The organism is Clostridium sp. BJN0013, assembly GCF_040939125.1.
Classification (GTDB): domain Bacteria; phylum Bacillota; class Clostridia; order Clostridiales; family Clostridiaceae; genus Clostridium_B.
This window is the reverse complement of sequence record NZ_CP162495.1, coordinates 1,257,890-1,272,259: the sequence shown is the minus strand read 5'-3', so window position 1 is coordinate 1,272,259 and position 14,370 is coordinate 1,257,890. Positions and strand designations below refer to the sequence as shown.

11 protein-coding genes and 1 tRNA gene are annotated in these 14,370 nt (G+C 31.2%); 2 read left to right on the top strand and 10 right to left on the bottom strand.

Annotated elements, in window-relative coordinates; all coding sequences use genetic code 11:
• The first annotated feature begins 80 nt into the window (after positions 1-80).
• Together AB3K27_RS06585 and AB3K27_RS06580 are read left to right on the top strand one after the other, a co-directional pair.
• Positions 81-1,721 (top strand): peptide ABC transporter substrate-binding protein, encoded by a 1,641-nt coding sequence (locus tag AB3K27_RS06585; RefSeq protein WP_368490437.1) that lies wholly within the window; start codon positions 81-83, stop codon positions 1,719-1,721.
• Positions 1,722-1,907: 186 nt separating this feature from the next.
• Positions 1,908-1,985: transfer RNA gene (locus AB3K27_RS06580), tRNA-Cys, on the top strand.
• 448 nt (positions 1,986-2,433) lie between these two features.
• Here AB3K27_RS06580 and AB3K27_RS06575 read toward each other — a convergent pair.
• The 10 genes from AB3K27_RS06575 to AB3K27_RS06530 form a co-directional block, all read right to left on the bottom strand.
• Positions 2,434-2,730: a hypothetical protein gene (locus tag AB3K27_RS06575; RefSeq protein ID WP_368490436.1), complete on the bottom strand. Its 297-nt coding sequence runs from the start codon at positions 2,728-2,730 to the stop codon at positions 2,434-2,436.
• A 583-nt stretch (positions 2,731-3,313) separates the two neighbouring features.
• A complete protein-coding gene (locus tag AB3K27_RS06570; RefSeq protein WP_368490435.1) occupies positions 3,314-4,546 on the bottom strand; it encodes an NADP-dependent malic enzyme in 1,233 nt (410 codons plus the stop codon).
• Positions 4,547-4,732: 186 nt separating this feature from the next.
• Positions 4,733-6,193, bottom strand: a complete 1,461-nt coding sequence (locus AB3K27_RS06565) for an MDR family MFS transporter (RefSeq protein ID WP_368490434.1) — start codon at positions 6,191-6,193, stop codon at positions 4,733-4,735.
• A 116-nt stretch (positions 6,194-6,309) separates the two neighbouring features.
• Entirely contained in the window at positions 6,310-7,488 is a 1,179-nt protein-coding gene (locus tag AB3K27_RS06560) for a PDDEXK nuclease domain-containing protein (RefSeq protein ID WP_368490433.1), read from the bottom strand.
• A gap of 168 nt (positions 7,489-7,656) precedes the next feature.
• Entirely contained in the window at positions 7,657-8,565 is a 909-nt protein-coding gene (locus AB3K27_RS06555; RefSeq protein ID WP_368490432.1) for a ribonuclease Z, read from the bottom strand.
• 158 nt (positions 8,566-8,723) lie between these two features.
• On the bottom strand, positions 8,724-8,945 hold the full coding sequence (locus tag AB3K27_RS06550) for a helix-turn-helix domain-containing protein (RefSeq protein ID WP_368490431.1): 222 nt from the start codon (positions 8,943-8,945) through the stop codon (positions 8,724-8,726).
• Between the two features lie 115 nt (positions 8,946-9,060).
• Positions 9,061-11,208, bottom strand: a complete 2,148-nt coding sequence (locus AB3K27_RS06545) for a methyl-accepting chemotaxis protein (RefSeq protein WP_368490430.1) — start codon at positions 11,206-11,208, stop codon at positions 9,061-9,063.
• Between the two features lie 226 nt (positions 11,209-11,434).
• A complete protein-coding gene (gene pdxT, locus AB3K27_RS06540; RefSeq protein WP_368490429.1) occupies positions 11,435-12,001 on the bottom strand; it encodes a pyridoxal 5'-phosphate synthase glutaminase subunit PdxT in 567 nt (188 codons plus the stop codon).
• A 2-nt stretch (positions 12,002-12,003) separates the two neighbouring features.
• A complete protein-coding gene (gene pdxS / locus AB3K27_RS06535) occupies positions 12,004-12,873 on the bottom strand; it encodes a pyridoxal 5'-phosphate synthase lyase subunit PdxS (protein ID WP_368490428.1) in 870 nt (289 codons plus the stop codon).
• Between the two features lie 167 nt (positions 12,874-13,040).
• Positions 13,041-14,369, bottom strand: coding sequence for an ectonucleotide pyrophosphatase/phosphodiesterase (locus AB3K27_RS06530; RefSeq protein ID WP_368490427.1), 1,329 nt, complete (start codon positions 14,367-14,369; stop codon positions 13,041-13,043).
• Between the last annotated feature and the right edge of the window lies 1 nt (position 14,370).

The following is a 14,370-nucleotide window of genomic DNA, read 5'->3' as shown; positions in this document are numbered from 1 at the left end:
TGGATTCTTAAAATAAATTCAAGGTATATAAATATTTATGATAAATTTTTTAAATTAAATTTAATAGGAGGTCTACTATTATGGTGAAAACAAAATTGAAAATTTTTTCACTTGCAATGTCACTTGTTTTTGTAGGAACTCTGTTTACAGGCTGTGGAAATTCCAATAATGCAAGCAGCAAAAGTACTATAAAAGTAAATATAGGTGCCGAGCCTAGAAGCATTGACCCCGGCTTAAACAATTCGATTGAAGGAGCTAAGGTAATCGTCAATGCTTTTGAAGGTTTGACAAATATAGACAATAATGAAAAACCTGTACCTGGTGTGGCAGAAAAATGGGATGTATCCACTGATGGGCTTACTTACACTTTTCACTTAAGAAAAAATGCAAAATGGTCTGATGGAAAAACAGTTACTGCAAAAGATTTTGAATATGCATGGAAAAGAGCTTTAGATTCAAAATCTGCTTCTCAATATGCATATCAGTTATTCTATTTAAAAAATGGAGAAGCTTATAATACAGGCAAGGCTTCAGCAGACCAAGTGAGAGTTCAAGCTAAGGATGACTATACTCTAGTAGTTACTCTTGAAAATCCTATCCCTTACTTTCTGTCACTTACATCTCTTCCTACTTATGATCCTGTAAGAAAAGATGTAGTTGAAAAAAATCCAACTTCCTGGGCCACAAAAGCAGATACTTATATATCGAATGGACCTTACAAGATGGTTGAATACAAAGCAAAGGACAGCTTAAATTTTGAAAAAAATCCTAATTATTGGGATGCTAAAGATATTAAAATAGATAGAATTGAATTTAAAACTCTAGAAAATGAAAGCAGTTACTATGCAGCATTTAAAACAGGGGATTTAGATTTAATCGATAAACTACCTACTGCTGAAATTCCTAATTTATTAAAAGATGGTACTGCAAAAGCTTATCCTTATTTAGGGACTTACTACTATAACATAAATGTATCACCGCAGGCTAAAAATATTAATCCAGCATCAGCTAAGGCTTTAAGTGATGTGAGAGTTAGAAAAGCATTGAATTTATCCATAGACAGAACTGCCCTAGTAGAAAAAGTTACAAAAGGCGGTGAAAATCCTGCTACTTCATTTGTACCTATAGGTACTAGTGATTCAAATGGTAAACAATTTACCAATAAAGAATATTTGCCTAAAACTGCAGATGTAACACAAGCTAAAAACCTTCTAGCTGAAGCTGGTTATCCTGATGGAAAGGGATTTCCTCAATTAGAAATACTATATAATACAATGCAGAATCACCAAAATATAGCACAGGCAATTCAGGATATGTGGAAAAAGAATTTGGGAATAAATGTTACTCTTAAAAATGTTGAGAGGAAGGTTCATTTAGCTCAACTTCAAAATCACCAGTTTATATTAGCCAGAGATGGATGGATAGCTGATTATAATGATGCTATGACCTTCCTTGATATGTTTACAACTGGAAATGGCAACAATAATGCAGGATATTCAAATACTAAATATGATCAATTGATAGCTCAGGCTAAAGGCGAACCTGACAAAGCTAAAAGAGCTGAATTAATGCATCAGGCAGAGGATCAACTGATGGTTGATTTACCTATAATCCCAATTTACTACTACACTGAAGTTGTTTGCATGAATCCAAAACTTAAGGGTGTTCATATATCAAATTTAGGTTTCTTCATTCTTAGAAACGCTAGTCTTGAAAAATAATACAAAAACATAATAATTGATTTTTAAACTGTATGTTGAAATAGCAGCATTCGATTTAGGTTGAGCTGCTATTTTTTTATTATTGATAAGTGTATGACTTATATTAGCTGAATCCTAATTTCTGGAAATTATTAAACATTAAATTGATTTTAAATGTTATTTGTGTTAATATAATGCTGGTAATATGCATCAGTAGCTCAGTTGGATAGAGCAGTTGGCTACAAACCAGGGTGCCGGAGGGTTCAAGTCCTCTCTGATGTACCAGAAACCGTTGAAAACATTAAGTTTCAGCGGTTATTATTTTGTCTTAAAATCAAATTCCCCCCTCTTTTTACCCCTTATAGGTTTTTATGAAATAAGAAAGAGAGTAAATCATATACTATTATCGTAATTTCTCTGTAAATTGGTCGCACTGTATTCCTATAGATTTAGAAACAATTATAGATGGAACTTGCTTAGATTTTACTCCATACAATTTGCAACCATAAGGAAAATTTATATCCCATGTACTGTCATACCTCTCTCTAATAGAAGGCTTTTTCTGTATGTGGTTTTAGTCATAGTTTTACTTCTTTCAAAAATGAATTATGTGCAAGATGCATATGTATTTTTTTGTTTTTTATCTGTATCATGTATACCATCTGTACCTTATTTATTATCACTATAATTGATATTTTAAGGGCAAATATCACACGTGTTGATTAACCAGTTTTCACCATAAACAAATTTTATAATTATTGATATTTTTAAATAATAAGTCAATACATACTTGAACTTCGTCTTGAAGTGTAGAATTAAGAAGCTTTCTAATAAACTCACAAAATGATAACTTAACAAATTTTAAATTTTTAGATATATTAACATAAGAAAAATGAAGTAATACATACGCAATTAAAGCTATAAAAAGTTGATTGTAAACTGTATTTTCACTTGTTCCAAACAATCTTTTAACATTCAAATTTTGCTTTATAAATCTAAAAAAGTTTTGTCGGGTAAAATGCTGGCGCATTAGTTTCCTATGTCTCCAGCATCTCTCTAAGGAACCATGCATGAAGTTTTCCCTCACACGGCTCACCTAAAAGATTCTTATCAAGGTTTATATTCATATTGGTTTGTGGCTCAACTTTCGTCAATTTTATTTTATTCCTAATGGCTGTAAGTGCTTAATTTTATAGTTCCAGCGCCTATTCAATTGAGCTGAAACACCTAGGTTTTTCAGTGGCCTCCCTTGAGGCACTCCCTTTATAAGGTTATACAGCTTACCTTATTTTAACAATAGATTTCCCTATTGTGCGGGTAGGGTTTCCCCAGTTGATGTTTTATCCTTTTCATCGTGTCGCCGCTGATACCCCGCCGATGGATAAAGAGCTATACAGTCAGTCTTATTCTCTTTATATGCTATCTTCGCCTCAAATCGATTGGCTCGACCATCGGATTTACGTTATTTAAATTATAATCACCATATAAATAGATTGTCAACAATAAACCTATTATTTTAATATTGAAGATTACTGTCAAATAAAAAAGAACAACTAAAACTAATAGTTGTTCCTAATTTTAAGAAAAATTCTCGCTAAAATTATATTAATCCTTTATATACCTAAAATATTTCTAGTGTGTTGTTCAACTTGATTGGGAGTAACATCTGTATTTCTTGCAACTTTCGTGTCGATAGCAGCCTTAGCTACCGCAGCAGCTACTTTAGGAGCTATTCTAAGATCAAAAGCTTCTGGTATGACATATTCAGGTGAAAGTTTATCTTTATCTACCAGCTCTGCTATAGCATAAGCTGCAGCTATTTTCATTTCATCATTTATCTGTGAAGCATGAACATCCAGTGCTCCTCTAAATATGCCTGGAAAAGCCAGCACATTATTAACCTGGTTTGGAAAATCCGACCTTCCAGTACACACAATTTTAGCTCCCGCCTTTAAAGCGGCCTCTGGCAATATTTCTGGATTGGGATTTGCCATTGCCATTACTATTGGATCTATACTCATTGACTTCACCATTTCCTCAGTGACACAATTAGCTTTAGATACTCCTAAAAATACATCTGCCTCTTTTAATGCCTCTTTTAAATCTCCCTTTACAAGAGATTTATTGGTTATATCTGCTAACTCCTCTTTATATTTATTCATTCCTAAAGTCCTGCCTTTATATATTGCACCCTTGCTATCACAAATTACTATATCCTTCACTCCCATTTTCAGAAGAAGCTTTGTAATAGCAGTACCTGCTGCACCTGCTCCATTTACCACCACTTTTATATCGCAAAATTCCTTATTGACAATTTTTAATGCATTTATAATACATGCAGAAGAAACTACTGCAGTGCCATGTTGATCATCGTGAAATATGGGAATATTACTTATTTCCTTCAATTTAGCCTCTACCTCAAAGCATTCCGGTGCTTTTATGTCTTCTAAGTTTATTCCTCCAAAAGTTGGCTCCATTAGCTTTACAGCTTCTATAATTTTATGTACATTTTTTGTATCCAAACATATAGGGAAAGCATCGACTCCTGCAAAAGCCTTAAATAATACACACTTTCCTTCCATAACAGGCATTCCCGCCCCAGCTCCTATATCTCCAAGGCCAAGTACTGCTGTTCCATTTGTAACTACCGCTACCCAATTCCCTTTGGAAGTATACTCATATATTTTACCTTCATCTTTTTCAATTTCCAGACAGGGTTCTGCAACCCCTGGAGTATATGCAAGAGTCAAATCCTCTTTATTTTTTACAGGTACCTTACATTTTAATGCAATTTTGCCTTGATTTTCACTATGAAATTTTAAGGCCCTTTCCCTTAAATCACTCATATATAAATTGTCCTCCTAAAATCTATTTTACTTGGGCATCTAAGCATAACTAAGATGTCTCTTTACTACAAAATTAGTATATCACTATTTTTAATCCATGTCATAGATACTTTTATCCAAAGGCTATCATTACTAGCACTATTGGCTTCTTCAAAGTGACAGCTATATCCTTAAATTATGAATTGACTACACATCCAGCTGTTCTCCTTTAAGTCTTCTAGGTAAAAACAAACAAAGTATTAGTGAAATTGTATTCAAAACAATAAAACATATAAACAACACATGCAATCCTGAATTTAAGGACTCTTTTACAAGTTCAGCTGAAAGATTATTATTTAATGCTGGAGTATTATATAAATTACTAGGTTGTATACCTTGTATGTGTAGGTTTTCAAAATATTTTATTATACTAAAATTAAATATGCTTCCAAATACACTTATTCCTATGGTTTGTCCTAAGTTTCTCAGAAGAGAATTAGATGCCATTGCCGCTCCTCTCATAGAATAGTCCACTGAATCCTGTATAACTATAGTTTGAGTATTGAGATTGCCACCAAATCCAAAACCCAGTATTGATACCGCAAGTATTACTAAAATTAATGGAGAGTTTATATTAAGAACAGGTAACACCATACTTCCTATTAATAATATAATAGAGCTTAATAAAACTATATTCTTTTTACTATATTTAGTTATATACTTTGCCAAAAGCATTGAAGACATAAGCCATGTAAGTGACATAGGCGCCATACAAAGACCTGAAATAGTGGCACTAAAGCCAAGTACATTTTGAATGTATAAAACTACGTACACATCCATTGCAATTAATACAGCAGATTGCAGAAAACCTAGTATATTCACTATGGTATTTGACCTTGTAAATATCTCAAAGGGCATAACAGGTTCTTTTGCCTTCTTTTCTACAAAATAAAATATAATAAGAAATACAACTGCCAGTAAAACATATACAAGCACAAAGAGTATATTTCCACTTTCTTTCTTTTCTCCAGCTAAAAATCCATATAAAAACAGTATAATAGAAATAGTTAAAACGAGTATTCCCAAATAATCTATATGTACATCTCTCTTTTGAAAATTTTCTTTAAGATTCCTTTGAATAAGCACCACAGATATTATTCCAAAGGGTATGTTTATAAAAAAAATCCAGTGCCAGAACAAAGTATCTATTAAAAATCCTCCTAAAAAAGGTCCTATCAAGCTTGCAACTCCCCATACCGTACTTAGCCACCCTTGAACCTTAGCTCTTCCAGAAACAGAAAATAAATCTCCTATTATAGTGTAAGTCAATGTAAATATGGAACCTGCCCCAATTCCCTGGATAGCACGGGATGCTATGAGAAAATACATATTTTGAGATAGTCCACATAAAAAACTGCCTATTAAAAATATTATTATACCTAATGTTAAAATGTTTTTTCTGCCATATAGGTCTGCTAACTTGCCATATACTGGAGTGGTTATAGTTGATGTAAGCAAATATGTAGAAAACACCCAGCTTATAAGGTGAAATCCATTTAAATTCTTTACTATAGTTGGTACAGCTGTAATCACAACAGTTCCCTCCACAGCTGCAAGAAACATAGCCACCATGCTGGCGATAATTATATTTCTCTCCTCTAAATCCATATTAAATTTCACTTCCTTCCAAATACTAGCAGAACTCTCTAAAAAACTTCAGGTCCATTTATGAGCCTGAAGTTTTTATCTAGATATCTGAAAATAGATAATTTACTGATAAAAATTTATTCTACCTTAAGTTTCATTTTAATTCCAGAACCTATTTCCTCTACTGTAGGCAATATTCCTTCAAATTGTTCTGGAATATCTTCATTGAGCCTATACTCTCCATTCCCGGGAGCTCCTTTTTCTTTAAAAGCATACTGTACAATTAATTTTTCTCCATCTTTACAAAGAATTATACCTACAGAAGGGTTGTCTTCTTCCCCTTTAACTGAATCATCTACTATGGAAAGATGGAAGGTTAGAATCCCTAAATACTCAGGTTTAAACTTTCCTATCTTAAATTCAACAATTAAATAACATTTTAGTTTGAGATTATAGAAAAGCAAATCCACATAATAATCTGCACCAGACAACTCTATGTGATATTTTTTCCCCACTAATGCAAATCCTCTTTTTAAATCTAAAAAAAATTCTATCACATTTTTCATAAACTGTCCTTGGAAATACTTTTCTTTTACTTCATCGGAAATTTCCATGAAATCCAACAGGTATTCATCTTTTAATATATAAAAATAATTTTTAAGCTCACTTTCATTTTCCAAAGTATTCTCTTCTAAATTTACATCTTGTATAAAATGAGAATTATTTGAATTTAAATTAGGATTTTGTTTTAATTCAGTATCTTCACCAAAATTATTTTCTTCTGTAATGATACTCTTGCTTTCAATAGATTCCAAATCTTCATAACAGGTATCCTCCTTTAATATTTCTTCCTCTTCACCTGCTATACCATATTCCATATCTATGTTGTTAATCAGTTCTTCAGTTGTCCAACCTTTTTCCACAACCTTATTTACAAATTCCAATCTTTTATCTATATCTTTTATTTTATTCATTATAATCATATTACAAGACCAATTTACCTTTGAAGCTATTTTATCTACAAAATCCTGTGATCTGTATTCTCTGGCGAAGGCAACCATATTCCTTAAATTCTTCTCCGTAAAACTCAAGTTTCCAGGAAACTTAAGCTTAAGATAACCTGCTGAAATATTTATAAACTCTATTCCACAGCCTTCATCATCCTTGGCTAAAATTAAATTCCCGATTTCCCAATACAGTCTAAACATATTTTTACTTATATCTTTATAGGCCATATTTTTAGAAAGAATTATATCCATATTTAAATGTTCAAGGAGTGCTTCTATATCATTATGGTTATTATGATACTCCAACATGTAAAACCACCTCATAACCCCTATTGTTTATGTATCTTATTTTCACCTTAGCAATTGCATAATAATATTATAAGGTAAAATCTACAATATTTCTACTAAAATTAATAGTATTTATTCAAGTATCTTCAATATAAGAACATATTGTAAGAATTGCTATGTTATATTTTCTTATTTAAAATTAATATTTTTCACATATCTGTCCTGTCCTATTATAGTATTTTTAAATATATTTTTGGCATTTTCCAGATAGGCTTGTGGTTCAACCATAGAAGGACTAAAGTGGGTGAGCCATAATTCTTCTACCTCTGCCTCTTTGGCAATAATTGCCGCTTCTGAAAAAATCATATGCTTATATAAAATGGCTTTATCTAACTCTTTATCATCCCCATACATACCTTCACATATAAAAACATCAGATTTATTTACAAATTCAACTAATTTTTTATCAGGCCTTGAATCTGTGCAATAGGATATTTTTAATCCCCTACGCCTATGTCCAAGCACCATATCAGGTGTATAAAGTTTATCTCCTTTTTTTACTTCTTCTCCTTTTTGAAGTTTACTCCAAAAAATCAGCGGCACTTTATTTTTTAAAGCTTTTTCCTTATCAAATTTTCTACTTCTTTGTATATCTATTGAATATGCAAAACAAGGCATTCCATGATCTACAGATAATATATTTATATTAAAGTATCCTATTTTTTGAAAATACTTATCTTTTCCATGAAATTCAATTAGCTCTATACTATAGGGAAGTACCGGTGCTATTACTCTAAGACCTGTCACAACTTCTATTAATCCAGAAGGCCCTATTATAGTTATAGGCTCTAATCTCCCTGAACTTGCTATAGTGAGCAATAGCCCTGGAAGTCCTGCTATATGGTCCGCATGAAAATGTGTAAACAAAATTACATCTATATTTCTAATCTTCCATCCTGACATTTTCAAACTTACCTGAGTACCTTCACCACAATCTATAAGCAATTTTCTTCCTTGGTAGGAAACTATCGCAGCAGTAAGATTTCTGCCCGGTACAGGCATACTTCCCCCACATCCTAACAAACACAACTCCAACATAAATCTTATACTATCCTCTCTTTTAACTTAATATTATAATATCTGTCTTATTGTATATTAAACAATTAAAGCTGCAGATATACCTGCAGCTTATGTTACATATTATTAATTTCAATTACTATCCTTATATAAAATTTTATAAAAATTAATTTTAAAATCTATGCACTTAATATTAAATCATCAATCTTACAGCCAAGTATTTTTGCAATTACAGCAACTTTTTCAAGGCTTGGATTTTTCTTATCCCCTCTCTCCAGTTCTTCTAAATAAGATTTTGAGATCGAAGTTTTAAATTTGGTATCTCTAGTAATATTTTGAATATCCTGAGTAGTATATCCTAAACTTACCCTTATATCACGAATTTTTTTTCCGTTTAACATAAGAAAACCCCCTAATTTAATATTAACTTTTATGTATTTAATTATACTACTTTTGAATAGAAATTTACAGATAAATTTTATCTTTAACTATATCTCCAGAGCACATCATCTGCTATTAAGTATTGAATTTTTTCAATACATGGAGGAGATTGCTAGCTTTTGATGCATTTTCCAGAGTAAACATTGCTATAGATTTATTCTCATTTTCTATTTTTTCTATATTGTCTGAAATATTTATGGATGTCTCTGTACATTGGTTTACTGAATCTACTATTGAATACATTATTTCACTAATTTCTATGGATGAATTACTTATATTTTCTGTTAGTTCTGAGAAAATTTGTATCATCGATTCAAATTTTCTGCCATCTTCTTGATATTCATTACTTATATCTATAACTTTTTCATAATCTGATAAAATATTATTTTCTATCATTTTTAATATTCCTTCTGCTGAATCTGACAGATCTACTACTGATAATAAAATATCCTTTACATTATCTTGTATAGTATTTACCATATCAGAGGACTGTATGGCGAGTTTTCCCACCTCTTCCGCTACTACCATGAACCCCTTACCACATTCCCCCGCTCTTACGGATTCAATGCGGGCATTTAAAGCTAATAAATTTATATTCTTTGATATATGTTTTATTTTTTCTGCCATTTTGGAAACAGTACTTACAACTTTTACTGATTCTAATGCTTTTTTTAATTTTTTACTGGATTTAATATAATAATTTTCTAAATCATGTTTTGAATCTTCCGTATTCTTTTTAATATATGCAACCTTTTTCTTTATATTCTCTATAAAAATTATTCCGTCATCAACTTCGTTTACTATGCTGTGTATTTTATCTTTCACTTTTGAAATTTTTTTATCTACCCCCTCTATTGAATACAATGTTTGCGACATATTAGAACATATTTGAGAGGATTTATCACATACTAGGTTTAGTTCCCTATTAGATTTTTCAAACATTTCATTTACACTATTAGTAACTTTCAACGTTTGTCTACTTTCTTTCTTTATCCCTTCTATAATGTTTCTTATATCATCCATAGCATAATTTAACGCTGAAGCCGTATCTCCAAATTCATCCTTTTCCTTAATTTGTATCCTATAATCTAAATTAAACTTAGATAATTCTAAAGCATATTCCCTTATTTTAAATAGAGGTTTTTTTATACCTCTTGCTATGAGTAGTGCCATAAATAATCCTACTATTATAAATACAATAGTTATAAAAATTATTTCATATTTAAGTGCCTGTACTTCACTAAATATCTCTTTTTTATCTATGGTTATTCCAAGAAACCAATGTGAATCAGGTATAGGTGAATAAGCCATAAACATATCCCTGCCTTCTTCCTTATAATAACCTGATCCACTTCTACCCCTTATCATATTTTTTTCCAGTTCTGCAAGAGGCACAAGTGATTTATCTTTCTCAACATTTTTTATGGTATTGTCCCCATTTAAAACTAAAGTTAAATTTTTGTGAACTACTTTAGTACCCTCTTCATTAATTATAAAACAATATCCACTTTTACCAACTTTCATACTCTGAACAAGTTTATTTAGCTTATCCATGCTGATATTTGAAAATAATACTCCAACAACTTTACCATTATCATCTTTTATAGGCACGGACACTGCAATTATTTGCTCTCCATTAACATTAAAATAAGGGCCTTGAATTTCTGTATTCCCATTCAGTGCATCTTTAAGATATTTTGAATCATTGCTTTCTAAATTTATTTGTGTTTTTTCCCCACTTTGCATATAAGCTAATCCTTTTAAGTTCATTACACTGAGGCTTGCATAATTTAATGCTTTTGCCCTTTCTTCTAAAACAGAAATTTGAAGATCAGGATCCATAGACTTTATCTCTTCTCTGCTGGCTATTTCACCCATAACTCTACATTCCTGCTTCAACATAGATGCTATTAGTTTAGATGATTCCACTGCTTTATCCTGAAGTGAAGAATCTATACTTTTTTCCATTGCCCTATAGGAACTATAACAGGCTATTACTCCAAGAACGCCACAGATTAACATAACCAATACTGCTATTTGAACAATTATTTTCATAACTACGCTATTGAAAAATAGCAAATTAGGCCTTTTTATTTTGCTTTTTAAAAATGGCAGCTGAAATTTTATTACTTTGCTTCTTATAAAAGATAAATTAAATTTTTTCATCCTATCCTTTATATAATTAAGTAAATTTAATAATCTAAAATGCCTTATTTTAAACATTTCAATTTCCTCCCCCGCAAATTCTATATATGTAAAATACCATTATCTACTATGGTAATACATGAATTTTAACTTACGGTTAAGAAATTGAATTCTTATTCCAAACTTAACTTAAGTTTAATCTATGCTTAACTTAAATTAATATTCTCTATACTAGGAAACTTAACAGTTAGGTCTTGTTTAATAGATTTTATTTCAATACTACTATTATAAAATCCTAAGTTTTTTACCTACACATAGATAAAAAATACCTATGAAAATTTAAATCATCTGTAAGTTCAGGATGAAATGAAGTTACGAGAATATTTTTATATCTTGCAGCAACTACATTTCCTTTTATACTACATAAATTCCTTACACTGCTGCCCAAGTAAGTAATAAAAGGAGCTCTTATAAAAACTAAAGGTATTTTAGAAGATGATATCTCAGGAATTAAGGTCTCATAATAAAAACTATCTATTTGACTTCCATATGCATTTCTTCTTACTTTAATATCTATAACTTTGAGATAACTTTTATTTGAGTTCTCTATAGAATTTGCAAGTAATATCATACCGGCACAAGTTCCCCAGGTTGGCAGTCCCTTGAGTATTTTTTCCCTTAGAGGTTCAAGCATATCTGTATCTACTAAAAGCTTGCCAATAGTAGTACTTTCTCCACCTGGAAGTATAATCCCGTCAATATTATCTAATTCATATTTATTCTTTACTTCTATAGGAATAGCTTTAAGTAATTTAATATGATGAATATGTTCTATTACTCCCCCTTGAAATGATAGTATTCCTATTCTCATATCTACCAGCCCCGTCCTGCATACTTCTCTTTTAAGTTTTCAATTTCAATTCCAGGCATTGCCTCTCCAATATCTTCTGAAACTTCTTGGATTACCTTAGGATCATTGTAATAAGTCGTGGCAAGTACAATAGCATTGGCTCTTTTTTCTGGATTTTCAGATTTAAATATTCCCGAACCTACAAATACACCTTGGGCCCCCAACTGCATCATAAGTGCTGCATCTGCCGGAGTTGCAATTCCACCTGCTGCAAAGTTTACTACAGGAAGTTTTCCATTTTCCCATACATATTTTATTAAATCATAAGGCGCCTGAAATTCTTTTGCCAAAGCCATAAGTTCTTCAGCCTTTGCACTTTTAACTTTCCCTATTTCATCTACCATAGTTCTCATATGGGTCACAGCTTCAACCACATTTCCAGTTCCTGCTTCTCCTTTAGTCCTTATCATAGAAGCTCCTTCCCCAATTCTTCTAAGTGCTTCCCCCAGACTCCTGGCTCCACACACAAAAGGTACTTCAAAATCCCATTTGTTTATATGGTAAAAATTATCTGCAGGGGTTAAAACTTCACTCTCATCTATAAAATCTATATTTAATTGCTGTAATACCTGAGCTTCTACAAAATGTCCTATTCTAACTTTGGCCATAACAGGTATTGATACAGCCTTTTTTATTTCTTTTATCATTTTAGGATCGGACATCCTTGCAACTCCACCCTGTTTTCTTATATCCGAGGGTACTCTTTCAAGAGCCATAACTGCACAAGCTCCTGCCTTCTCAGCAATAATAGCCTGTTCTTTATTTACCACATCCATTATTACTCCACCTTTTAACATTTGAGCTAAATTTTTATTTATTTCATATTTGTCCATACTATTTTCCTCCTACTATAATATTTATTAAGTGATTTAAAATCAGATAATTATATTATATTTTATATATTACATTTGCCAAATGTACCGGTACACTTTGGAATTAGTTTAATTTTCTCAAGCTAAAAAGCTTATCCTATAACTGATAAGCTCTTCTAACATTGCTATTAATTACTAATTTGTTTTGTACAATTTTCATCCAATAGATATTCTAAGACTTTTCCATCTGTATTTTTTAATTCTAATCCCAATAACTTAGCAATAGTTGGTCCTTCATCCACTAAATTCATCTCTTCTACAATTACTCCTTTTTTTATTCCCTTGCCTGACGCCATAAATACAGTAGTATAATCAGGTTTAAAAGGAGAATATCCATGGTTGCATAACTTGTATCCATTTTTCCTCTGCAAATTTCCTCTATTAATTTCCTCTATTAATTCTCCATAAATTTTATCTTGAAAATAATAGGAAAGTTTTGCCTCCAGCATTAAAGAACATTTTCTATCAGCACCAAGTTCTAAAGCTTTTTCCCTGGAATAAATAGCATCTATACATTCATATACTCTATTAAAATCCTCAATTAAATCTATAATTTCCTTTAATATTTTAGAATCATTTTTTTTCACGTATAAATACACACAGCCATCACAACTTTTAAATATAGCTTTATAATCAGTTATCTTACCCTTTGAATTAACTTCAATATACCCTCTATCTTTTAAAAGTATGTTAAGATTAATTATTTTATTTACATCTAGGCTGCTATGATCACCTAAAATAATAATAGTACTTTCTTCATATATACCTTTTTCCTTAAGTGCCTGTACTATTTCTCCTATTCTTTCATCGTGTCTTTTTAATGCAAATTTAGCCTCCTTGGAATTAAAACCATAGGCATGTCTTGTACTATCCAAATCCGTGTAATGCACTAAAGTTAAATCCAGACATTTATTCTTTATGGTATATAATAATGACTGATGAACAAAGTTATCAAGGTTGGGCTGTCTTATACCATCTCTTAAATAACCAAACTTCTTATTTAACTCATACTGAAATAAAGGAGTGCCATTTAGTAAAGATACCATAGTCTGGTTCTCCCAAAATCTATTGGCAAAAATTTCTGGCATATTATACTGTATTTTTGATTTTGCAGTAACAGGCCAGAGCAAAGCTCCTACTTTCATACCCTTTTCTATGGCTAGATCATAAAAAGTATCTCCTTTTATATTATCTCTATACCAATACCAATCTGGAGATTTTCTATTAGGCTGCAGTAATGTATTGTTTACTATTCCATGATTTTTAGGATATTTCCCTGTAACAATAGATACATGAGCTGGATAAGTTAAGGTAGGATATACACTATAAACATTTTTACAGTAGGAAGCTTCAGCCAGAAAATTTTTAAAATTGGGTAAAGTGCTTATATATTGAAAATCTAAAGTAGATAATGCATCTAATGAAATAACATACAAATATTTTGATATTGCTCTCATA

Coding starts and splice junctions, on each gene's coding strand:
- AB3K27_RS06550 (WP_368490431.1), bottom strand. CDS start 8,945: ATGTTAAACGGAAAAAAAATTCGTGATATAAGGGTAAGTTTAGGATAT.
- AB3K27_RS06545 (WP_368490430.1), bottom strand. CDS start 11,208: ATGTTTAAAATAAGGCATTTTAGATTATTAAATTTACTTAATTATATA.
- AB3K27_RS06560 (WP_368490433.1), bottom strand. CDS start 7,488: ATGTTGGAGTATCATAATAACCATAATGATATAGAAGCACTCCTTGAA.
- AB3K27_RS06575 (WP_368490436.1), bottom strand. CDS start 2,730: ATGCGCCAGCATTTTACCCGACAAAACTTTTTTAGATTTATAAAGCAA.
- AB3K27_RS06555 (WP_368490432.1), bottom strand. CDS start 8,565: ATGTTGGAGTTGTGTTTGTTAGGATGTGGGGGAAGTATGCCTGTACCG.
- AB3K27_RS06530 (WP_368490427.1), bottom strand. CDS start 14,369: ATGAGAGCAATATCAAAATATTTGTATGTTATTTCATTAGATGCATTA.
- pdxS (WP_368490428.1), bottom strand. CDS start 12,873: ATGGACAAATATGAAATAAATAAAAATTTAGCTCAAATGTTAAAAGGT.
- AB3K27_RS06570 (WP_368490435.1), bottom strand. CDS start 4,546: ATGAGTGATTTAAGGGAAAGGGCCTTAAAATTTCATAGTGAAAATCAA.
- AB3K27_RS06585 (WP_368490437.1), top strand. CDS start 81: ATGGTGAAAACAAAATTGAAAATTTTTTCACTTGCAATGTCACTTGTT.
- pdxT (WP_368490429.1), bottom strand. CDS start 12,001: ATGAGAATAGGAATACTATCATTTCAAGGGGGAGTAATAGAACATATT.
- AB3K27_RS06565 (WP_368490434.1), bottom strand. CDS start 6,193: ATGGATTTAGAGGAGAGAAATATAATTATCGCCAGCATGGTGGCTATG.